The organism is Spongiibacter sp. UBA1325, from assembly GCF_002306875.1.
Classification (GTDB): Bacteria; Pseudomonadota; Gammaproteobacteria; order Pseudomonadales; family Spongiibacteraceae; genus Spongiibacter; species Spongiibacter marinus.
Map to the genome: position 1 here is coordinate 495,038 of NZ_DBTD01000010.1, position 21,768 is coordinate 516,805.

A 21,768-nucleotide genomic window follows, 5' to 3' on the forward strand; every position below is an offset into this window, starting at 1 on the left:
TCAATATTCAGCCCCGCCAGTATCAGAAATGCCGTGTCACTGGGCGCACCCCAAACCGGCGCGTAACCGCTGAAATGCAGCACCAGGCCGTTCCATATCTCATTTACCCAATCCATTAACCAGAATGCTAAACCACCCAGGATCACTGACCAGCGGCGAGCGTGCCACTGCTCGGAATACAGGTAGATGACCACCACCATCAACGGGATGACATACCACTGAAACTGACTGCTATCGCGCAGAATTTGTTGCGCCGCAGCCGCCGAAGGTGCCAGAGTCGCGTCAACCATAATTTTTATCTGCCTATCTAAATAGCAGCAAGATTACGGTTGTTTAGCAGCCGCTGCTTGCCGACCGCGGCCATTTATTTTTGCAATTCGGCCAACCCCATAGCGGTCGGCAAGATGAGCTAGCTGAGGGATGCCGGTATACTCTTGCCCTACATTGTGGTGTTGGGTGGCGCACTCGCTACCCACTAAAACATGCCGGGCCCGAACAATAACCGTGAACAATAATAAATTACTTGCCGCCTATGATGCCTGCCATCACACCGTATCGGCATCGTATGCCCAGTGTCTTATCGACGTGGCCACCCGCCAGGGCGCCGACCGCTCCTCCCTGCTAGAGGCTGCCGCACTGACTAGTGAAGCACTCGCCACGCCCAGCCAACGACTGCCACTGGGCAAAATGATCGCGCTATTCGAGAGCGCGATTGAGCAGTGCGCCGATCCACTGATAGGGCTGCATATGGGCCAGCAGGTGCAAGCGCGCACTTTCAGCGCACTGGGCTATGCCGCGATGAGCTGCGCAACACTCGGGGAAGCCATCGCGCTGATCCCGCGCTACGAGAGCCTGGTTTACGACGGCGGTAAAACGACCGTCAGCGCCAATCATCAGCAACTCACCGTCAGTTGGGACGCTGGCTTGCCAGCCTCGCTGGAATACCAAGCGCTCAACGAGGTCATTGTCGCTGGCTGGTTGAGTTTTGGCCGCTGGATAACCGGAGAGCAGGGCTGGCTGAGCGAAGTGCGCTTTCGACACAGCGCGCCTCTGGATTGCAGTGACTACGATCGCTTCTTCGGCTGCCCGGTGCATTTCGACGCGGACGACAACGCCCTGTGTGGCCCCGACTATTTCACGGACCTCCCCTTACTGCAGCACGATGGTGAGCTGAATACGCTGATGGCCAGACAAGCCGACTCGCTGCTCACAAAAATACAGGCTAAACAAACACTTGCCGACCGTATTAGCCATCTTCTTGACGACATGCTCCCCAAGGGCAAGCCGCAACCGTCGCACGTTGCCAGTGCGCTACATATCAGCGAGCGCACGCTGCGAAGGCGCCTTCAGCATGAGGGCGTTAGTTTCACACAGCTGCTGAATACCGCGCGGTTTGCCCGCGCTAAGCACTACTTGACCGAAACCCCACTAAGCCTGCTGGAGATCGCGTTGCTGCTGGGTTTCAGTGAACAGAGCTCCTTTACCAGCGCCTTTCAAAACTGGCAGGGCTGCTCCCCCAGCCAATACCGCAAAGATCGCAGCTGACCGCGGCTATAGTCTTGCGCGGCAATCAGGTAAACTCTCTGACAAGATGAGTTTGCCGCAAACTCAAAGGAAGACCGACACCTACTGAGAATCCCCGAGGTCGTATCATGGACAATGCACAAGAGAAAACGGAACCCGCAGAGAACAACCAAAAACCTTTGAGCTTCTTCGAGGTTTTCAAGCAGGCCATTTCGCTAATGTTCGCCCTGCAAAATCGCTCTGGGCAAAAGCGCTTAATGGACTTGGCAGAAACCAATCCCATGCCGCTGATCTTCGCCGGCGTGACGGCGATGGCGATCTTCTTCTTGTTCTGCTTTATCAGCTCGCAAATTGTGATCAGCCTGCTGACCTCGTAATCGCCACACAGGTCTGCGCTGCCAGTGCAGACCAGCCCTCTCGGCTATGCTTTGCCATCTGCCGCGCTCGTGACTTGCTGATGGGGCTTGGCGCCAAACAGCCACGCTAACGCGGGAAGAACCAGTAAGGCACCCACCATATTCCAGAAGAACATAAAGGTTAGCATTAGCCCCATATCGGCCTGGAATTTAATGGGCGAGTAGATCCACGTCCCTACCCCGACGGCCAGGGTTAAGCCCGTAAAGGCCACCGCGGTACCACTGGTTTTCAGTGCCGAAAAATACGCGCTGCGAAGGTCCTGACCCTCGCGCAAGAAATGCGCTAAAGCGGTATAAATATAGATGCCGTAGTCGACCCCAATTCCCACCCCAAGCGCGATCACAGGCAGTGTTGCCACCTTGACGCCAATGCCCAGCATCGCCATCAATGCCTGACCGAGTAAAGAGGTCAGCATCAGCGGCAGAATGATGCAGGCAGTGATTTTTAGCGACCGGAAATTGAGCAGGCACAGCACAATCACCACGCCATATACCCAGATCAGCATACGGTTCTGCGCGGTGCGAATCACAATGTTCGTTGCTGCCTCAACACCGGCATTGCCAGCCGCTAAGCGGAAGCTTATGTGTTCGCTATTGTACTGCTCGGTAAAGCCCTCTGCGGCAGCAATCACTTGATCAAGAGTGTCCGCCTTGTGATCCTCAAGGAATAGAATCACCGGCACCATCGAACAATCGGTATTCAACAAGTTGCTGGGCACGCGGCTCAGAGAGTTATTCAAAATATATTGATTGCGACTCAGCGCATACCACTGAGGGTTACCCTCGTTCATGCCCATGATCACCAGCTTGGAAATATCAACCAGCGACAACGCCGATTGCACCCCCGGCACATTTTCCATAACCGCTTGAAAATGGTCTATTGCCGCCAGCGACTGGTAGTTGCCACATTGCTGAGGCGGGGTATGCGCCATCACAACAAAGACATCGGTACTGGTCGAGTAATTATCGGTAAGAAAAGCGGTATCGAGATTGTAACGAGAGTGCGGGCGCAGCTCGGGCGCGCCGGGGTCGAGATCGCCAATCTTTTGCTGCTGGGCCAACCACCAGCCGCCTGCGAAAAGCACCGTGCAGGCCGCAACAATCAATTTGGCATTGCGCGGTAGACTCGCCGCCGACAGCTGGTGCCAATGACGATATTCGCTGTTGAGTTTGTCATCGCGGTAGCGGTGACAGCGCTGACTGATTCCGGTGTAGGACAACACCAACGGGAGTAAGATCAGGTTGGTTAACACCAGCACCGCGATGCCGGTACTGGCGATCAGTGCCAGCTCTTGAATAACCGGAATATCAATTACGCGAAGAGTAAGAAAGCCCACACCATCGCTAAGCAGGGCAATAAAGCCCGGCTTGCTCAACCGAACGAAGGTCAACTTAGCGGCTTCCCGCGTGTCGACGGCGCTGTGGCTCAGGTGTGCAAATCGGTTGATGATCTGCACCGAGTGGCTGATGCCCACCGCAAAGACCAAAAACGGCACCAGCATCGAATAGGGATCTAAGCCCAGGCCCATAATGGGCAACAGCCCCAGCTGCCAGACCACAGCAACCGTTGAACACAGCAACGCGGCAAACGTGCTCCAATGGCAGCGACTATACAAAAACAGCATCACCGCAGTGATCACAAAGGCAACCGCGAAGAAGGTCCCTACCAGTGACGCCCCGTCGATCAGGTCCCCCACCAGTTTGGCAAAACCGGTAATGTGGATACGCAGGTCTTCTGTCTGATATTTGTCGCGCACCAACGCTTCAAGGTCAGCCGATAGTTGCTGGTAGTCAAGGCGCTCGCCCGTCTTTGGGTCGCGCTCAACCAGCGGCGCCACAATAATGGTGGAGCGGAAATTGTTGGCCACCAAGCGGCCGATCTGGCCCGACTTAAGTGTGTTAGCGCGAAGCTTTTCCAAAGCCTGAGGCGAACCGTCGTAATCGTCTGGAATAACTGCGCCGCCGACAAAGCCCTCTTCGGTCACCTCCAGCCAGCGGACATTAGGCGTCCACAAAGACTGAAGGCCGGCGCGATCGACGCCGTTTATATAAAAAACCTCGTCGGTGATCTCTTGAAGGGTTTGTTGAAATTCCTGGCTAAATATATCGCCGTTTTTATTCTCAACGATGATGCGCACCGCATTACCGAGCCCGGACAGGTCTTCGCGGTTTTCCAGAAAATTAACAATATAGGGATGAGATACCGGGATCATTTTTTCGAAGCTGGCATCCGGTCGCAACCCCCGCAACTGCCAGCCAAAAAATACCGTCAGGATCACAAATAGCAGCATTAGCGGCGCTCTGGCGCGCAGTAACAGTGCCCCCAAAAACGGGCGTAAACGGCCATCCTCTTCCGTTAAGGTCAAGCTTTCTTCGCTACTCACTGGCCTCTCCTTCGGGAAGCGCCGCGGCGCCATTCATACCCACTGCAACGACTCGGCCACTGCCGTCGCCGCTTACCGACGAGAAGCTGCTGCGACTGGGGTGTAGCTTTGACGCGAAGGGGGCGCCCTCTGGGCCAAGCAGATAACCGCCTCCAGCGCCGACCAAAATCACCGTACCATCGGCCAAACGCGTACCGCCATACAGACTGAAAGGCGCAGCAGGCAGAGACTGCCAACGCGTGCCGCCATCTGTACTTTTAAAAATATGGCCGCGCAAGCCGTAGGCCATTACCTCCTCGCCCCGCGTAACAACGCCGAATAGACTGCCATCATAAAACGGCCCCAGGCGCTGCCATTGGCGACCACCATCCAGCGAGCGATACATCAGTCCCGCCTCGCCGCTAAGGTAAAGGCGGCCACTGCGATCGGCATCGACATCGTAATAGTGATAGCGGTCGGGGTTCTCAATTCCCGCCGCAGCGATCACCCAGTTTTCGCCGCCGTCTTCGGTACGAAAAACCATGCCGTATGCGCCAACGGCGACGCCGTTTTTGGCATCACCAAACCAAATATCAAGAAAGGGGTCCACCGGGCCGGTCTGCAACGCGAGCGCGGCATCCTCCAGCGCGTAATCAGCGTCGTCCAGACGATATTCAAGGTCGTCGCGCTCAGCCTGTTGCGAGTCGTCCAGCTCGTCGATTGCCTCGGCCAGCGAATCGCGACGTTGCTGAATAAAGTTCAACCACTGCCGGTTGGCCTGGTTACCGTCGAACTGTTTGTGCCATGTTTGGCCGCCGTCACCGCTGTGCAGGATGATGCCACCATGGCCCGCCGCCCAACCGTTTTGGGCATCGATAAACGTGACCGAAGTCAGCGTATTGCTGTGCGGCACAACGGCCTGCTGCCACGTATTGCCGCCGGTGTCTGAGTACAGAACAACGCCGCGCTCACCCACCGCGACCAGTCGGCCACCCGCACGGGTGATATCGAGCAAAACACGCTTCCCCGCCTCGGCCACGGTCAACGCGGGAAGTGCCTCAAAGTCGTTGGCGTAAGCGCTGCTGCCAGTGACTAAACCAGCCAAACTCAGGGCTAAGGCAGCGCAAACCTGGCGGACGATGCGCGGCCAATGCCGCGCAGTAACTTGTTTATTATTGTTTGTCATAAGCCGGACTTAACGTCGCCCAGCCCGGCGCAAAGCCGCCGGTGTGAAGTCTCTAAATTTACCTTGGTAATTAAAGTCGTACTGGTAGCCCTCTTCCTCATTATCGAGGCCAGTAACCAAATAGCGACCGGAGTTCAGGTCATACAGCGACTCGCACGCCAACCAGGGCACGGCCACTTGATAATGCATCACTTCATGGCCTTCTTTTACCTTCCACAACTCGCCGCGACCGTCGTAATGATCTGCGATGGCGATCTGCCAGGTGTCCTCGTCAACAAAGAAGGTGCGACGAGCATAAATATGTCGGGAACCCTCTTTCAATGTGGCCTCAACCACCCACACCCGGTGCAACTCATAGCGCAAATGCTCGGGATTCATATGCCCCTTGTTGAGAATATCTTTGTATGCCAGCTTGCCGTCTCTCAGGCGATAGCTGTTGTAGGGGATATATAACTCGCGCTTGCCCTTTAATTCCCAGTTGTAGCGATCCAAGGCGCCATTGAACATATCGAGGTCGTCCGAGGTGCGCAAACCGTCCGAGGCTGTGCCCGGGCCATCATAGGCAATGGTCGGAGCCAAGCGCACGCGACGCTGCCCGGCATTGTAGAGCCAGGCGGAACGCGGCTCCTTAATTTGGTCAATATTTTCATGCACCAGCAATACATCGCCCTCTAAGCGCGCTGGCGCCAAAATACGCTGCAAGAACACAAACAGGCGATTGGGATTGGGATTATCCGCGAAGCGGTTGGCAAACAATACCGACTCCTCGAATAACACTGGCGTAAAGCCGCCACTGGCCTGCACCGGGATCTGGGTATAGCGCCGCGACACACCCAGTGGGGTGCGGTAGCGAGTGATATGATTCCAGATAACCTCCTGGCCACTTTGCGGAATAGGGAACGGTACACTGGCCGAGAAATTCACCAAGCCATTCCCGCCCTCGACCATATCGGTTTGGGTAGCCCCGGTTTTAATCCGCTGGTACTCGGTATCGGGCAGGCGAGCGCTACGGTGGCTGGGATAGATATTCATCTTAAAGCTATCGGGATATCGATTGAGCAATGCCAGTTGCCCCGGCGACAGCTTGTCCTTGTGTTGATTGGCATTTGCTGCGGTGATCGCAAACAGTGGCGCTTCCCCGGCATAGGGGTCAACCAAACGCTCACCGGGCTTGTACGCGGCCGGCAATTTTTTTAAGCCGCCCGTCCAAGCCGGAATACTGCCATCGGCATTTGCCGCTCGCTCTGCGCCCATCGGCGTCAGCTGGGCACCGCCTAACTGCGCGGCTTTCTCAGGAGAGACCTTGGCAGAGGCGACGCTCGCCCCCAAGGCCGCAACGACGGTGGTGTAGAACAAGCCGGTCGTGATCGAGCGAATGCTGTGCTTGAAGCTCTGCATAGTAGCCCCCTCTTAAAATGCAACGGAAAAACTCAGCGAGATAAAATCCCTATCCTGCTGATCGTTATAATCGGCACCAAAGTAATTGGTGTATGAAATATCAGCCTGATAGGTGCTCAAGTAATCGGCACTCAGGCCAATACTCAATGCCTGACGGCCTTCAATAAAATTCGGTGGCGGTGAATAACCGCTCACATCGTGAGACCACGCCATATTTGGTGTTAGGTTCACACCCTTGAAAACATCGGAATAGGTCAGACGCGCTCGCACTCGGTAGCCCCAGGAGAAGTCCTCGACAAATCCGTCGTCGGTGCAGTTTTGCGGCTGTGAATTCGGCTGGACACCCGCTAACAGGCTCAACACAGGGTGCGAGTCACAACTCACCGGAATAATCCCCGGTAGCGGCGGTAATAGGTTCAGGATGGCCGGCGGTAGCGGCAGCCCACTGTTTATTGGCTCAAAGTCACCGATGCCAAAGGTTGCCGAACGACCATAGTTAATCGCCTCGTTCATCCCCCCTATCCACACCCCACCTACTTCGGCGGCGATCGCCAAGCGGTCTGCGCCCATTACCTGCTCAAAGAAGCGGATAAAGGTCATCTGCGCCTGGGTGTATTCAACATTATCGAAACCATGCACCACGCCGCCGGGACCAGCGGCAGCACCACGATCAGCAATCCGCGACCACTCGTTAAGCGAACCCAGCGCCAGTGTCTGGCTGATTTCTACGGTATTAATCTGCAAGGGAAGCTCAGGCCGGTAACTGACCTCACCCGACACCGCCCACAGGCCGAGGTTCGTTGCGAAGGTCAGCGCGTAAACTTCGATATCTTCAGGAAACTCGAAAAAGTACTGCGGATTTTCAGGCTGGCCGGTCAGCGGGCTGAAGCTGGTCGCATTAATACCGCTCAATATCGGCGTGCGGCTGTGATAGTTGACGTAATAGGCGCCAATTTCCGTACCGCCCAGCCAGTCAAAGAAATACCGACCCGCAATACCCCACTGCCCGGAATCGCCCGCCTCGTCATCGGCAGCGCGTGGCATAAAGCCCCCGGCAGCGACCTGATCAGCGTCCGGCGCCGCCGTCGACAAGGTCAGCTTGTCGCAACCCCCGCCATAGACATCCGCACTACTCCAGTAGGTGCCGCAGCCTTCAAGAACCGTTCGCTTCCATTCGTATTGATAAAAAGCCTCAATGCTTAATTCCGCGGTAACGCCAATATTGGCGTACAGCAGCCCCACCGGCAGCAGCGCCTCTTTGATCTCAGAGCCGGGGCGGTGCAGCGCAGTCACATCGAAGGGACTAATAATATTCACGCCGTTTTGAATAAACGTGCTTTCCCCCCAGCTCAACACCATATTGCCGGCACGCAGTTCTACGGGAGCGGAGCCAAGCTCAAAATTGCCGTAGAGGTAGTAATCCAAAAACTCAGCGCCCTGGCTTTGGGCCAGGTCATCAAAGCCCTCCGTTTCCAGAGTGCCGTCAACACGGTAATTGTTTGGCACATGGCCGTGAGCGACGTCACCCTCAGCCAAGGCATAGTCATACCAATATTTGAAACGCGTGAACAAACCGATGTTGTCCAGGCTCAACTCAAGGTCGTGCACCCCCTTGAACAACAGGGAATACATATCACCTTTGTCGTAATTTAAATTCCCATCATCGGTGGTACTCACCGACGCGCGCCCCTTACCATCCGTGTTACCCGGACTGAGATAGTCCTCATCCGGGTCCTCCGCACGCCAACTGGCACCGAGAGAAAGGGTCGAATTGAAACTGCCTTCAACCTCCCCCCAGTTAAACGTCAACGCCTGACTCTGGATGGGAACACCCAAGGTCAACGCACTTATACACACTGCTAAATAACGACGGGAACCAACTGCTGAAGTGTTCGCCATGCTTATTCTCCTCGCTTTTTGGAGAGCAAAGTCTCTGCTTATTGCAGTCAGGCTAATGCCCAAGACGAGGTCAGCACTTGTCCTAGATCAAGGAATGCGGCATCGCGTCCGCAGAAGTGAATACACAGGCGCACTAAGACACAGGATCGCCAAATGCCTAAACAATGTCGGCTTAGCGCGAGATTACTATCAAAGACAAGTGCATGAAGAAGGGGGATTTATACATAGAAGGGATGGTCTATGACCTGTTCACACCAACGACATCGTCGCTTTAGTGTGAACAGACCACCGACACACTCAACGCAGATATTGTGCGCCAAGGAAAAGTGTGACCTATTTACTGGGCAAGCAGCCCATTCACAATGCGGTCATTGGCCATATCTATCGCCTTAAGAACACCATATCGGTAATACTCAGGGGTAGCGACAACAGAGATTTCCGTTGTTTTAGCAGAACCTCCGGTGAACAGGCCCACAGCAGAACTAAAGGCATTGGCGGCTTTTTGACTGCCAGAAGTGGTGTCTTCGTTCCGCCCGTAGGCCCCTCCAACTACAATGGGGTCCTTGAGACTGACATAGCCGTTATCTGAAAAGGTCCCACCTAAGTCAACAAGGAACTGCGCGGCAGAACCCGTCGTCACCTGAATACCTTGCCCTACGGCCACCGAGGCGCTCAGCGTGGTGCTTGTGCCGCCACCAAGAGGCACATCCTTAAAGTAATTCACTTCATAGTCTGTATCACTATCAAAGTACGCGAAATGAACATTGTAGTTGATGGCAAATACTGGTGCGCCCGCAGCTTCAGCCAATTCAGCAAAGGCATAAGGCATCGGCTTAACTTGGCTAATTTGATCGGGCACCGAGTATATATTCAGTGAATTCGCGGAGAAGGTCACCTGCTCAGGAGACGATTTCTTCAAAAAAGAAGACAGCCCCGAAGGCGTATAGGGAGCCGCTAGAGGCTTTAATTTTTTCCAAGGTTTTAGCTTTTGCAAATCGCTGACCGGCCTAACATTGAAACCCTTTGCAGTTAAATCAGCGACAAAGTCAGCATATGCCTCGTCGGTAATTTTTTGGAAGGTGGTATCTGGCACGCCGGTTAAATTGGCCTTCAGGGTACTCTTTGCGTATTGCGAGCCACTGCTTTGACGAATCATGGGGCTTACAGACTTCGACGAGCTTGAGTCCTTAGTTACGAAAGAAACCGCAAACTGCGCAACATAGACATCTTTACGCGCCCCGAGCGTAGCAACATTCTTACTTTCGAGGCGATCACCACCGCCACCTCCTCCTACTGAAGCACACCCCACTATCAACGCGGCTATACCGACGACCACAATTAGCCTTTCTTTCATGCCTATCTCCTTGTCAAAATTATTTTCCAACGATAGGAGAAGCGCATAACGCTTGCACCCCCTTGTTCAGGGGGGATATGCAAAGTGTGTGATAAAAAGCTAAATCAAGGGCGTAAGCTACGGCGACGACGGTGACGAGAAATTTATGACGGTGCATTTAGTAATAACTTTTCCAACCCCGGAGGAAGTGGTTGTTGATCTTGATGCGCGAAATAAATACCTGCTCGAACCGAAGGACGAAAACCTATACTGCTGTGGCGGAGTCTCACCGCCATACTTGGTAACTCTTCATTCAGAGAGTTCGCCGTCAGCCGACTAATTATGGCCGGGCTACTGGGGGCAACACCGTAATTGTTCGTTAGCACTACTTCATCACGCGCGCTTGCACAGCAATTTTCTTCCCGCCGTCACACCGCAAATTGCCACTAAACTCCGCTTCATAGTGTTTTCGCGAGCTGTTAATCACCTTCGCCCGCTCGCTGCCATCTGGCTGTAAACGGCAGCTTGTACCGTCTGCTAAGGTAATGTCCAATTGCTTGAGCGATGAAGGCTGGCCCGGAAGTGTCATCACCTTGGCGGAGATCGCGGCGGCACCCATCGACTTCATATCCTCGCTCATACTCGCGCCGCCTACCATGGCAACCATAGATGTCCCGCCAGGAACGACAATACGGCCTCCAACGGTACCACTAAGGTCACCGGTGTAGTTTACCGTCCAGCCCCTCTCTGATTCGGCGCGGGCACTCCCAACACCCCCTATACACACTCCAAGAATGAGTGAAAAAAACGCACGTATCATCAAGTTAGGCTCAGCGCCAACATCTGGCGCCGTAGCGGTCTTGGCCTGCAGGGTGGTATGAATCATCCGTGATCTCCAATACTGTTTTAGGATGGACTTGATACCCGCTGTCCAGCGGAGTATCAACTCCTCATGAGTGGGGTTCAATGAACTCGGGTATATTCAAGGCGCATCAGCTGGTTTCCCTGAACCAAGGTATCTTTCCCCTTAATTCTCCAAGCCTCTTCACTCTCTCCCCGTTTGAAGACTAAGTAGGCGCGATCGCCCGAGTCACGAACAAATATATCATCGTATACCTGGCGGCTGCCGTTCGCTTCGACAAAGTCATGCCCAATGGTAATTTCCTCCACTCCCATTACCGAAGCCATGGATCCAATCAGGCCATCAGCGCGGTCTGCAGCAAGTCTGTATTGCCCTTCATAGCCGTGGTCACCACAGGCATGGAGTATAAGCAGGGCGGTAAAGGAGAAAATGAAGCGTAATAGATTCATAACAACACCTTCCTTGGCTAATGTCATTACGACATAGTAAAGCGCGGAAGCACCTTTTTGGCTAGCCATGACCCTGCCTTTTTGCTGTACCGGTGAAGCGTTCACTTTCGCCAACGCAGCACTTCGTATCACGTCTCGTTCCGAACTGGAGAATCAGAAAAACAAAGACAACGGGAGTATTTGTTTATCTAATTCAGATACTTAAATAGCGATTTGCTTTCAACTACCGCTATAGCGTCAAATGAAATGAACACTATATGTGGAGGTAGACATGGGAGAGTTTACGGGGCTGATTGCAGCGATCGCTTTAGTCGCGTCAGCTATCGCAATTCCTGTGGTGATGTGGCGGTACGGCGACAAAATCGCTCACTGGTTCGACCGTTCTGACAAGGACAAGAATTAAGGATCTTTTTGAAACCGTCTTGCAGACGTCTAAATTTGCCGACCTTAGCCCCAACGACCGAGAAACGGGCTCACATTAAAACTTGAGAGCTACGCAGTAACTGAGAGGTGAGCTTGAGCGAGAGGTCTTCAAAATGTGTCACAGAACCTATCACGGTCGTGCCACAACACCTTTATGGGAGCATAAAAAAACCCGGTGCTGCTTTCGCAATACCGGGTTCTTAAATAGTGGCGCGCTCGGGAGGATTCGAACCTCCGACCGCCTGGTTCGTAGCCAGGTACTCTATCCAGCTGAGCTACGAGCGCGTCGAGGTGGCGTACTATATTCAAGGTGGTTTTAGCTGTCAACGGGATTTTGAAAAAAAGCTTAAAAATCCTCGCGTTGAACGACTTTTAACCAACTCAACCGCGCTATTGCGCGGAATACGGCAGGCGCAGGATCCGGTCGCCAATAAAGGAGCCCACGTACACAGCATCGCCCACCCGCTGGGCAACGGTGCCTGCGCCCATAGGCGGCCCGGACACACTGACCACAACTCGGCTTTGCAGGGTGTCTGGGTCTAGCTCCACGATATCGAATGCCGCGGGGCAGGCTCCCTCCTCAATACTGGGGCACACAATGAAATCCCCCAGCGTGAAGTTGTGACTGGCGATTAGCAGCTTGCCGCGACCATCCCACTGACTGTTGTCCGGATGGCTAATGTCCACTTCCGCAAGCAGCTTGCCTGTGCGGCGATCCAGTTTTTGCAGCGTTGAGCCCGCCCAAAGGTTTACAAACAGGGTTTCGCCATCTGCCGAGATTTGAATGCCATTGGGGTAGTCACCGCTAAACCCTGGCAGTTTGCTAAATTGTTCACCGTCCCACACCCAGATATGGCCAGGGTTAAAGCCCGCCAGAGCGGTAATCTCCTGCCAACCAAGTGTGCCGACCGGCGCGTCGCCGCGGGTATACATGTGAGTGGCCATAAAGCCGCCCTCAGGCAAGGCCACAATATCATTCAAGAAGCTGCCCTCAGGAGGAATAACGCAGCCGCGCCAAAAGGGTTTAACCGCGCCGCCTTGGTCGCGCAACTCGAAGAATTCCACCGACTCACGGCCACCGTGGTTAACCACCAGCAATTGCAGTGTGCCGCTCTCGTGGCGCGAGAGGTGAATGCCGTGTGGCGCGAAGACGCTTGGGTTAGGCGCGGCACAATCGGCATCCCCCCAACCATCGGAAACCGCCACCTCCGCCATCGGCCATACCTGCTTGCTGCCATCCCGGGTATCCAGCAGGGCCAAAGACCCCGCAACGCTGCCGTGACCCGCTGCCATTTGACTGACGACCAAATGGCGGCCGTCGGGCATGAGCTCCATATCTTCGGGCTTCTGCCAACCACACAAAACCTCTCGCTCTGCCACGCCCTGGCAGTCACTAATTACCTGAGGGCGCTCAACGCAGCCAGCCAGCAAGAATGCTGTTATCAATAACGTTTTTTTCACCGTGTTGTCCTTATCGTTATTCACCGCAGTCCACCCTGCCGCAAGCGGTGTAGAAAAACCAGTTGTGTCGCGGTCAGTGTTTTTTCTTGACCCTATAGCAATGAATAGGCTTTAGCGTGGACAATATTGAACACTCTCGACCCCGGCACCTGGCAGCGTAATACCCTGCCTAACCAGAGCTTGTTACACTGTGGCCATGACACAACGATTGCACATTGCCGTATGGATTTTATTGGTGCTAAGCCAACCACTGCTGGCGCTGGAGAGTAGTGCTTTCAGTTTGGCCGGTGAACCCCAGACAAGCCCTACGGCAGTAGCAATGCAGCACTTGGCAAATGCCAACTGCTGCACTCACCCCAATCAGCAAATGGATTGCAAAGGCCACCAGCATTGCCAATCCACCGAAGAAGCGTCGGCCCACCACTCTGGCGATCATGCTGCACTCGACCACAGCCGTTGCTGCGAACAACACTGCGACTGCACCAATAGTAGCTGCGGGCCAAGCCTGCTCAGCCAACTGGTATTAGCGGTTGCAACATCAGGCGACAGTATGATCAACAGCGCCACCGCTGCTTCAGCAAAACGTTACAACGAGCGCCTGTTACGTCCGCCTATTGCTGCGTAATCACTTCCTGTGGCGCGGCAGAATGTACTTTGCCGCAAGTGATTATCGACTTTATAGGACGTTTCCAATGACACTTCGCACTACTATTTTGGCGGGCTTTGCAGCAGCGAGCCTAAGCATTTTAGGCAGCCCCTTACACGCGCAATCAACAAAGGCTGAGCTCACGGTTTATAAATCCCCTCAGTGCGGCTGCTGCACGAAGTGGGCTGACCACATGGATGAAAACGGCTTTGACAGCACCGCGATAAATCGTCACGACATGGCCACACTAAAGGCCAGCCTCGGCGTTCCGAGCGGGCTCCAGTCCTGCCATACCGGCCAAGTGAAGGACTATGTGTTCGAGGGGCATATACCCGCCGACGTAGTAAAACGCTTTCTTGAAAATCCCCCAGAGGATGCCTACGGCCTCGCCGTGCCCGGTATGCCAATCGGCAGCCCCGGCATGGAAATGGGCACGCGCCACCAAGACTACGATGTCATTTTGCTAAAACGCAGCGGCAAGCACGAGGTGTATACCCGCGTTAGTCAGCACAGCGCGCCGTAGGAGAACAACAATGAAACGTGAATATCCACCGGCCAACATCCCGCGCCGGCGCTTTGTCACGGGTGCAGCTAGCGTTATTGCCCTGACAGGCCTTACAGGCTGCGCGAGTCAGGCACCCCATCAGCAGGCGGAACGACGCCCTAGCGCAGAATTACGTGGCAATCGCTTTGACCTGCACATCGACTATCTACCGGTAAACATCACGGGACTCGACAGTCTGGCAACGGCGGTCAATGGCAGTGTGCCCGCCCCTACCCTGCGCTGGAAGGAAGGTGAAGAAGTGCATATCCGCGTGCACAATCACCTGCCACATACCAGCTCAATACACTGGCATGGCTTGATTTTGCCAACGGATATGGACGGCGTTCCCGGACTGAGTTTTGCCGGTATTCCGCCCGGCGGCTACTACGATTACCGATTCCAAGTAAAGCAGAGCGGCACCTACTGGTACCACAGCCACTCTGGGTTTCAGGAACAGACGGGGCTCTATGGCGCCATTATTATTGACCCTGCAGACGACGACCCAGTCGCCTATGATCGCGAGCACGTCATTGTACTTTCCGACTGGAGCGACGAAGCCCCCGAAGCGCTCTATGCCCGCCTGAAAAAGCAGAGCCATTACTATAATCGGCGCGAACGAACGGCCGTCGATTTGTGGCAAGACATTCGCAGACAAGGCATTGCCGCCACTTGGCGCGACCGCGCCATGTGGAACCGTATGCGCATGAGCGACAGCGACATTGCGGATATCAACGGCATCGCCTACACATTTTTAGTGAATGGGCTCAGCCCAGATGCAAACTGGCTTGGCCAATTCTCCGCCGGCGAACGCCTGCGCTTACGGGTGATTAATGCCGCGGCCATGACCCTGTTCGACGTTCGTATTCCCGGCTTGACGATGACAGTGGTTGCCGCCGATGGGCAAAATATCCAGCCGGTCAGTGTTGATGAATTTCGCATCGCACCGGCAGAGACCTACGATGTGATCATTCAGCCCAGCGCCGACCGAGCTTACACACTGTTTGCGCAGAGCATTGATCGCAGCGGCTATGCGCGGGCAACGCTCAGCCCCAATAAGCAGTGGCAGGCCGAAATACCTGCGATGGACCACATTGTGAGGCTCGACCACCGAGATATGGGAATGGCTCACGACAACAGCGCGCACACCTCGATGGCGGGCGACGCTATGCCAGCGATGCAGCACAAACGGCCTTCCCACGAGGCGCATGCTCACCACGGCCATCACGCGATGATGTCTGAGCCGCTGCCAGATACCCCAGCACCTGCTGGCCGGGGCAGCAAGCAAACAATCCAGCATGCCGCCACTGAATTTGGTGTAGGTGTGGACATGCGCGTAGGTATGCCTGCCAACGGCCTTTCCGACCCAGGCATTGGCCTGCGCGAGCACGCCCAGCGCTATGGCAGAAGGGTTCTGCGCTACAGTGACCTGTTCGGCCTTCACCCCACCCGCGACCCACGCGACCCGGAGCGAGAGCTGGCAATCCACCTTACCGGCAATATGTCTCGGTACATGTGGTCGATGAACGGCGTCATGTTCGACGACGCCGAGCCGATCATTCTGCGCCACAACGAGCGCCTGCGCTTTGTCGTCGTCAACGACACCATGATGACCCACCCCATTCACCTGCACGGCCTGTGGAGTGAGCTGGAGACCGGCGACAGTGGCCACATCCCGCGCAAACACACCGTCATTGTGCAGCCAGGGTCGCGTATCAGCTACCTCGTTAGCGCCGATGCCATTGGCCGCTGGGCCTATCACTGCCACCTGATGTTTCACATGCCTGGTATGTTTCGCGAAGTTCGCGTAGTGGGAGGCAAGGTATGAAAAAGCGCTATGTACTGTGCGCCGCGCTACTGGCGGGCCCCGCGTTGGCCGGGGGCAAAGCCGACCCCGTGCTGGCAAAGTTTATGGTCGACGAAGTTGAGCAACGCAGCGACCATCAGCAGGCGTTTAGCCTCCAGGGGTGGCTAGGGACTGACCTCAACAAACTGTGGCTAAAGGCTGAACGCGAAGCGCACGACGGCTCCACAGAGAGCGCGGAACTTCAGCTTCTGTACAGTCGCGCCATCGCGCCCTATTGGGATCTTCAAGGGGGGCTGCAACGAAGCTTCAGTGAAGATGGTAGCGACGACAGCGTGGTTATCGGCATACAGGGCCTTGCCCCCTACCACTTTGAAGTCGATGCCGCGGTGTTTATCAACGACCAAGCCGAGCTCTCGGCCGAGCTGGAGCTTAGCTACGAGCTGAGGCTGACCCAGCGTTGGATTCTGGAACCGGAAATCACACTTGAAGCAGCCGCTCAGGGCGACTCGGAAAATGGGGCCGGCCTGCGCCGGGAGGAGCACGCCTTGCGGCTCTACTACTATCCAGAGCGGGAATGGGCACCCTATATCGGCGCAGTGTGGCAGCAGCTGTATGGCGACACCGCGGACATTGCGCAACGCCGTGGCAACCCCCGCCAGCAGGAACAGTTTGTGGTGGGAGTGCGCGCCTGGTTCTAAGTGGCGAGCGACTATTCCGTAAACCTATAGCCCATAAAAAAGGCCCGCATTACGCGGGCCAACATAACCTGGAGAGGTTATTCGGTTGCCGAAGCACGCAGCCGTGCTGGCGCTTGGCTTAAAACGCTGTGATCACTTCCTAGAAGCGCACCATTAACTCTGCACCGTAGCTGCGCGGCTCACCCGCGAGATACTGGTCGAAACCAAAGCCAGCCTGCAGGTTGATCGCATAGCTATCGTATTCCTCATCGGCCAGGTTTTTGCCCCACACAGAAATACTGTAGCTGTCGTCATTGGCATACCAACTGATGCGACCGTTGTATAACCAGTAGGCATCCTGGCGAATTTCACCGTAGCCATAATCGTCGTTGTAGGCGCTGTACCACTGATCATCCTGGAAGTTGGCATTCACATTGACGCTAAGGTAGCCGTGCTGAGTGACGAGCACATCGTAGTCGGCCGAAATACTAAAGTTGAACTTGGGCGCCGAGATCAACTCATTGCCCGACAGGTCAACCGTATCGTCCTGATTGGCGATGGTCTCAGTATTTGCCAAGGTCAGTTCGGTGTACTCCGTATCTAGATAACCGGCTCCCAGTTGCAGGGTAAGACGCTCCGTCACCCGCGCCCACAGCTCGGCTTCCAAACCCTGAATAGTCGAACCACCGGCATTCTCCAAGAAGTTGGAGATGCCCACCACGTTAATGAACTGCTGATTGGTGTAGTCATAATGGAAGGCCGCGGCATTCAAGCGCATGCTGTTATCAAATAAATCGGCCTTAAAGCCCACTTCGAAGGCGTCGATATATTCTGGCGACGCATAGGCAGTTTCCAGCGGTCGCTCGATGTAATAAGCACCGCCGTTAAAGCTGCCGCTGCGATAGCCTCGGCTCGCGCTGGCATAGACCATCAACTCGTCGCTGAGTCGGTAATCCAGCCCCACTTTGCCCGTCCACTCTTTCTCAGTGGTATCCAGCTCGGGTGCCGAATCCAGGGTATAAGGGCCGTGGGTATAGCCGGTCTGAGTGATCTGCAGCAATTCCAATGGGTTTTGTAACAGACTCTGAATATCACTCACGGTGAGCGGCAGAGTGATCCACGCATTATCAACACCGGTGGTGTTGCCGGGTACATAGCTACCGCGCGGCGTGCCGTCGTTGGCCAGGCGCGAGATATTCAAATAACTCAGCGTGTTTTTGTCCTGGGTGTAACGCAGACCGATATCCATGCCAAAGTTCGCACTAAAGTCGAAACGCATTTGGCTGTATACCGCAGCGCTGCTCTTTTCGGTCGCCAAACGTTGGTCCAGCTTCCCGAAGTCGATCAAGTAGGGAAAAATGGGGATGGTATCTGGCTTCGCCAAACCCACCCGCAGATCGGGGATCTGATTGAAAATATCGTAGATATTGTTCATGTACAGGTCTTCCTGACCATAGAAGACCCCGGCAATGATGTTAAACATGCCGTCAAAATTCGAGGTAAAACGCAAATCCTGGCTGTAGCTAATGGAGTCGGAGGCCCAGGTTATTTCCAGCAGGCCATTGGGGCTGCCGTCGGTGTCGGCCTTTTGATAATAATCGGCATCCAAGTAGGAGCTGACCGACGTCAGGCTGTAGTTTTCGGCGTTGTAGTTAACCGTAAGCACGGCCAGGTCCGTGTTAGTGACCAGCGCGCCGGCGTTGTTCACCTCACTCTCATGGAAGCCCAGGCCACGGCTGGGGCGTGAATAACCGGTGTAGTCAATAAAGCCGTTGGAGTCGCCTTCTAGACCCGTGCCTCGCAGGTCGGTGCGTGGTTCATTACGCGGCGGCGTGCTGATCGCATCGTTATTCGAGGTGGTGTATTTCAGTACCGCGTCCCAGGCATCGCTAATGCGCCAGTTTAAGGCCAAGCGCGCGCCTTTAAAGTCGGTTTGTGCGGCATTCTCATCTTTGCCACGCACGTCAACGTAGCCGTCATTTTTCTTAATGCTGCCGGCCAAGCGGCCAGCCAACACACCGGGAATCAGCTCAGACTCGGCAGCGGCCTCGACGGTGGAGGCGTTATAACTGCCCGCGCCAAGTTTCAGGAAGCCACTCGCTGGCTCATCAAAGCCCGGTGTGCGGGTAATAATATTGATGGCACCACCAGTGGTGTTCTTCCCATAAAGCGTGCCCTGCGGGCCGCGCAAAACCTCCAGGCGCTCAACATCAAAAAAGTTGGCCCCGTGGCTGTATACCGGGCCGAGATAGGCCTCATCAACATAGACGCCGATCGGGCTCGCCTGATTGGAGCTGTAGTCAGACATACTGACCCCGCGAATGGAGAAGATCGGCTGAACGTCACCATAGGGGCCGCTGACCTGCATATTCGGCACCTGGGCCGAAACGTCATTGGCGTTTTCAAAGCCCAGTTTATCCAACTGATCCCCGCCCAGACCGGTGACTGCCACGGGAATATCTTGTGCACTCTGAGAACGTTTTTGCGCCGTGACCAGCACTTCTTCAAGTGCCGGTGCGCTGTGGGCCGTTAACGATACCGTCAGCGCGGCGGTCACTGCGCTGCGCATCGCCACTGCCGAACCACGGTGGGCAAGCCTTTTCTTCTGATCGCGGGACATGAACCACTCCTTACTCATCCGGCTGTGCGCCGGTTATTGCTTATTATCAAATGCCGTCATTGGCGATGCTTGTTAAGGACATCGCCCAGCGGCAGTGACGAAAGTCTACAGCACAAATAATTGATATTTTCGGACATTTATCCCAATCCTCGGACATATTTATCAAATTGAGCGCTACGTTCTGCACCTCTGCGGGGCAATGCCGTTGCACAAACGAGAACGATTAGCGATACTCAATTTATAATTTCGGACATAACAACAGATGGGTTAAGTGATGCAAAACTGGGACTTCTGCCGCAGTGTAATGAGCGCGCAAATTCTGGTGTCGTTGGGAGAAGAGCTAGGCGCCCCCATACACGCCCTGCTTCACAATAGCGGTCTGAGCCAAACCCACCTCAACAACCCTGAAACAGTGGTTGAAGCCCAGAGTGAACTTGCCGTTATCCGCAACCTGCTTGGAGCACTGCCGCCCATCGAAGGCTTGGGCCTGACCGCTGGGCAGCGCTACCAACTGTCTGCCTACGGCATATGGGGCTTTGCCATCGCCAGCAGCCCCACACCGAGAAAAGCCATTGAACTGGCGCGTAACTATCAGGAACTTACCTTCGTTTTTGCTGGCTTTACCATTGCAACGCGGGGCGATAAAACGTGCATTATCTTTGACGACAGCGATGTGCCAGAAGATGTTCGCCTGTTCTGCCTGGAGCGCGAAATGGCCGCCGCCGCGGTGATTATGCGCGAGCTGCTGGGCAGTGATTTTCAACCCGACAGGGTGTGCTTCCGTCACCCGCGCCCGTCATATGCCGAGCGCTACCACGACAGCTTCGGTGGGCCGGTTGAATTTAATGCCGAATACAATGCCCTGGAATTTCCCAATTCCTTATTGGATATCCCGCGCACCGTCGGCAATGAAAACACCGCGAATCTACTGGCAAAACAATGTGGCGAGCTGCTCGCCAGCCGCAGTGCCCGCCGCGGCCTTTCGGGAAAAGTGAGGGAATTGCTGTTGCGTCAGCGACCCATGGAGATGGATATGGAGGCGGTGGCAAGCAGCCTGCACATGACCTCCCGCACCCTGCGCCGCAAACTGGATGCCGAAGGTAGTTCATTTCGCCAACTCAGCGACGAGATCCGTCTCACACTGGCGGAAGAACTACTGCGCAGCACGCCCTTGAGTATTGAACAGATCGCCGAGCGATTATCCTACGCTGATGCCTCTAGCTTCTCGCAGGCTTTCAAACGCATGACCGGCAATACCCCCGGCGCCTTTCGCAAGACTCACCAACGCCGCTAGGCCAGTGAGGAGAGAAACTGCCGGTAGCACTTAGCACTGGCGGCGGGGCGCTCCAGCATCGGCAAGTGACCCGTCTGTTCCATAATGGTAACGCTCGCGTGGGGCAACATGGGTCGCATCACCTCCACGCTACTGACGTCGAGCACCCTGTCCTGACGCCCCCAGATAACCAGTGCGGGCAAAGACAAGGCAGGCAGTACAGCATCTAGCCCACCGTATATTTCCTGTTGGTACTGACGGAAAATAGCGGCGATACATTCTCGGCGCGCCATCGCCGCCCTGGCCATATAGTTGCGAACCAACCTGGGGAGAAAGGGCTGCTTCTCACACACGAGGGCTAAGAGTCGATCAAAGTCTGACTCCGACGACACCAGCAAGGGGTTTACCCCTTTCTCCAGGTCACGCTCCATATCGCAGCGTTCAGGCGCTTGAATACCGCCATTATTAAACAAGCAAATACTGCGCAACTGCTGTGGATAGCGCTGGGCATATACCGCCGTTAAGTGGCCGCCCATTGAGCTGCCTGCCATGTGGCAGCGACCGACGCCGAGCGCTGACAAGAGCCCTCTCAACCGCTCGGCCTGGGCAGCCATACTGTAGTCCAAGCCCTGTCGGCAGGGGTTTTCACCAAAGCCAGGCAGGTCCACCGCAATTACGTGGTAATTTGCGCGCAGCCGACCGGCGAAACGCGTCCAGTTATCTTTGTCGGCGCCAAAGCCATGCAGCAATACAATCGTCTCGCGCTTCCCCACGCCACCTTCAAGATAGTGCCAAGGCTGTTCGCCCACCATGCAAAACTTTGCTCGCAGGCCACAGCGCCAGCGGTCAGCAGCCAGCGCTGCACGCGCCAAGTGATCACTTAACATCGC

The 21,768-nt window shown here is 55.2% G+C and carries 19 protein-coding genes and 1 tRNA gene; 8 read left to right on the top strand and 12 right to left on the bottom strand.

The annotated features are described in order from the left end of the window. The coding region (locus B3K78_RS14270; RefSeq protein ID WP_286695966.1) for an AF_1327 family membrane protein at positions 1–290 on the bottom strand (290 nt) is incomplete at its 3' end. Positions 291–504: 214 nt separating this feature from the next. On the opposite strand from B3K78_RS14270, the gene B3K78_RS14275 reads away from it, so the two are divergent. Then, positions 505–1,545, top strand: a complete 1,041-nt coding sequence (locus B3K78_RS14275) for an AraC family transcriptional regulator (protein ID WP_286695967.1) — start codon at positions 505–507, stop codon at positions 1,543–1,545. Between the two features lie 107 nt (positions 1,546–1,652). Beyond that, on the top strand, positions 1,653–1,901 hold the full coding sequence (locus B3K78_RS14280; RefSeq protein WP_204996035.1) for a DUF2970 domain-containing protein: 249 nt from the start codon (positions 1,653–1,655) through the stop codon (positions 1,899–1,901). A 44-nt stretch (positions 1,902–1,945) separates the two neighbouring features. On the opposite strand, the gene B3K78_RS14285 is transcribed toward B3K78_RS14280, so the two are convergent. From B3K78_RS14285 to B3K78_RS14315, 7 genes are all read right to left on the bottom strand, one after another. Next, on the bottom strand, positions 1,946–4,324 hold the full coding sequence (locus B3K78_RS14285) for an efflux RND transporter permease subunit (protein ID WP_286695968.1): 2,379 nt from the start codon (positions 4,322–4,324) through the stop codon (positions 1,946–1,948). Beyond that, positions 4,317–5,489, bottom strand: coding sequence for a WD40/YVTN/BNR-like repeat-containing protein (locus B3K78_RS14290; protein ID WP_286695969.1), 1,173 nt, complete (start codon positions 5,487–5,489; stop codon positions 4,317–4,319). Before B3K78_RS14290 ends, B3K78_RS14285 begins: the two co-directional genes overlap by 8 nt. 9 nt (positions 5,490–5,498) lie before the next feature. Next, positions 5,499–6,887: a DUF1329 domain-containing protein gene (locus tag B3K78_RS14295; protein ID WP_286695970.1), complete on the bottom strand. Its 1,389-nt coding sequence runs from the start codon at positions 6,885–6,887 to the stop codon at positions 5,499–5,501. 12 nt (positions 6,888–6,899) lie between these two features. Further along, entirely contained in the window at positions 6,900–8,786 is a 1,887-nt protein-coding gene (locus B3K78_RS14300; RefSeq protein ID WP_286695971.1) for a DUF1302 domain-containing protein, read from the bottom strand. A gap of 337 nt (positions 8,787–9,123) precedes the next feature. Next, on the bottom strand, positions 9,124–10,140 hold the full coding sequence (locus B3K78_RS14305) for a hypothetical protein (protein ID WP_286695972.1): 1,017 nt from the start codon (positions 10,138–10,140) through the stop codon (positions 9,124–9,126). 364 nt (positions 10,141–10,504) lie between these two features. After that, positions 10,505–11,005, bottom strand: coding sequence for a hotdog family protein (locus B3K78_RS14310; protein ID WP_204996805.1), 501 nt, complete (start codon positions 11,003–11,005; stop codon positions 10,505–10,507). A 77-nt stretch (positions 11,006–11,082) separates the two neighbouring features. Next, complete coding sequence (locus tag B3K78_RS14315; RefSeq protein ID WP_286695973.1) at positions 11,083–11,562, bottom strand: hypothetical protein; 480 nt, start codon at positions 11,560–11,562, stop codon at positions 11,083–11,085. A gap of 139 nt (positions 11,563–11,701) precedes the next feature. On the opposite strand from B3K78_RS14315, the gene B3K78_RS14320 reads away from it, so the two are divergent. Continuing rightward, positions 11,702–11,833, top strand: coding sequence for a hypothetical protein (locus B3K78_RS14320; protein ID WP_275587354.1), 132 nt, complete (start codon positions 11,702–11,704; stop codon positions 11,831–11,833). 228 nt (positions 11,834–12,061) lie between these two features. On the opposite strand, the gene B3K78_RS14325 is transcribed toward B3K78_RS14320, so the two are convergent. Continuing rightward, positions 12,062–12,138, bottom strand: a tRNA-Arg gene (locus B3K78_RS14325). A 105-nt stretch (positions 12,139–12,243) separates the two neighbouring features. After that, positions 12,244–13,338: an SMP-30/gluconolactonase/LRE family protein gene (locus B3K78_RS14330; RefSeq protein WP_286695974.1), complete on the bottom strand. Its 1,095-nt coding sequence runs from the start codon at positions 13,336–13,338 to the stop codon at positions 12,244–12,246. A 172-nt stretch (positions 13,339–13,510) separates the two neighbouring features. Here B3K78_RS14330 and B3K78_RS14335 point away from each other — a divergent pair, with 172 nt between their 5' ends. From B3K78_RS14335 to B3K78_RS14350, 4 genes are all read left to right on the top strand, one after another. Then, entirely contained in the window at positions 13,511–13,939 is a 429-nt protein-coding gene (locus B3K78_RS14335; RefSeq protein ID WP_286695975.1) for a hypothetical protein, read from the top strand. A 67-nt stretch (positions 13,940–14,006) separates the two neighbouring features. Beyond that, a complete protein-coding gene (locus B3K78_RS14340) occupies positions 14,007–14,483 on the top strand; it encodes a DUF411 domain-containing protein (RefSeq protein WP_204996801.1) in 477 nt (158 codons plus the stop codon). Between the two features lie 10 nt (positions 14,484–14,493). Further along, on the top strand, positions 14,494–16,329 hold the full coding sequence (locus tag B3K78_RS14345; protein WP_286695976.1) for a copper resistance system multicopper oxidase: 1,836 nt from the start codon (positions 14,494–14,496) through the stop codon (positions 16,327–16,329). After that, a complete protein-coding gene (locus B3K78_RS14350; protein WP_286695977.1) occupies positions 16,326–17,006 on the top strand; it encodes a copper resistance protein B in 681 nt (226 codons plus the stop codon). Before B3K78_RS14345 ends, B3K78_RS14350 begins: the two co-directional genes overlap by 4 nt. A gap of 139 nt (positions 17,007–17,145) precedes the next feature. Here B3K78_RS14350 and B3K78_RS14355 read toward each other — a convergent pair whose 3' ends face one another. Next, complete coding sequence (locus tag B3K78_RS14355; protein ID WP_286695978.1) at positions 17,146–19,605, bottom strand: TonB-dependent receptor; 2,460 nt, start codon at positions 19,603–19,605, stop codon at positions 17,146–17,148. A 274-nt stretch (positions 19,606–19,879) separates the two neighbouring features. On the opposite strand from B3K78_RS14355, the gene B3K78_RS14360 reads away from it, so the two are divergent. Then, on the top strand, positions 19,880–20,899 hold the full coding sequence (locus B3K78_RS14360) for an AraC family transcriptional regulator (RefSeq protein ID WP_286695979.1): 1,020 nt from the start codon (positions 19,880–19,882) through the stop codon (positions 20,897–20,899). On the opposite strand, the gene B3K78_RS14365 is transcribed toward B3K78_RS14360, so the two are convergent. Then, entirely contained in the window at positions 20,896–21,765 is an 870-nt protein-coding gene (locus B3K78_RS14365) for an alpha/beta fold hydrolase (protein WP_286695980.1), read from the bottom strand. The two genes, B3K78_RS14360 and B3K78_RS14365, sit on opposite strands and share 4 nt — an antisense overlap. Between the last annotated feature and the right edge of the window lie 3 nt (positions 21,766–21,768).

What these genes read in the sequence shown, in the direction of transcription:
- B3K78_RS14355 (WP_286695978.1), bottom strand. Translation starts at nt 19,605, where the DNA reads ATGTCCCGCGATCAGAAGAAAAGGCTTGCCCACCGTGGTTCGGCAGTG.
- B3K78_RS14290 (WP_286695969.1), bottom strand. Translation starts at nt 5,489, where the DNA reads ATGACAAACAATAATAAACAAGTTACTGCGCGGCATTGGCCGCGCATC.
- B3K78_RS14335 (WP_286695975.1), top strand. Translation starts at nt 13,511, where the DNA reads ATGACACAACGATTGCACATTGCCGTATGGATTTTATTGGTGCTAAGC.
- B3K78_RS14340 (WP_204996801.1), top strand. Translation starts at nt 14,007, where the DNA reads ATGACACTTCGCACTACTATTTTGGCGGGCTTTGCAGCAGCGAGCCTA.
- B3K78_RS14300 (WP_286695971.1), bottom strand. Translation starts at nt 8,786, where the DNA reads ATGGCGAACACTTCAGCAGTTGGTTCCCGTCGTTATTTAGCAGTGTGT.
- B3K78_RS14365 (WP_286695980.1), bottom strand. Translation starts at nt 21,765, where the DNA reads ATGTTAAGTGATCACTTGGCGCGTGCAGCGCTGGCTGCTGACCGCTGG.
- B3K78_RS14310 (WP_204996805.1), bottom strand. Translation starts at nt 11,005, where the DNA reads ATGATTCATACCACCCTGCAGGCCAAGACCGCTACGGCGCCAGATGTT.
- B3K78_RS14360 (WP_286695979.1), top strand. Translation starts at nt 19,880, where the DNA reads ATGCAAAACTGGGACTTCTGCCGCAGTGTAATGAGCGCGCAAATTCTG.
- B3K78_RS14280 (WP_204996035.1), top strand. Translation starts at nt 1,653, where the DNA reads ATGGACAATGCACAAGAGAAAACGGAACCCGCAGAGAACAACCAAAAA.
- B3K78_RS14305 (WP_286695972.1), bottom strand. Translation starts at nt 10,140, where the DNA reads ATGAAAGAAAGGCTAATTGTGGTCGTCGGTATAGCCGCGTTGATAGTG.
- B3K78_RS14350 (WP_286695977.1), top strand. Translation starts at nt 16,326, where the DNA reads ATGAAAAAGCGCTATGTACTGTGCGCCGCGCTACTGGCGGGCCCCGCG.
- B3K78_RS14345 (WP_286695976.1), top strand. Translation starts at nt 14,494, where the DNA reads ATGAAACGTGAATATCCACCGGCCAACATCCCGCGCCGGCGCTTTGTC.
- B3K78_RS14295 (WP_286695970.1), bottom strand. Translation starts at nt 6,887, where the DNA reads ATGCAGAGCTTCAAGCACAGCATTCGCTCGATCACGACCGGCTTGTTC.
- B3K78_RS14320 (WP_275587354.1), top strand. Translation starts at nt 11,702, where the DNA reads ATGGGAGAGTTTACGGGGCTGATTGCAGCGATCGCTTTAGTCGCGTCA.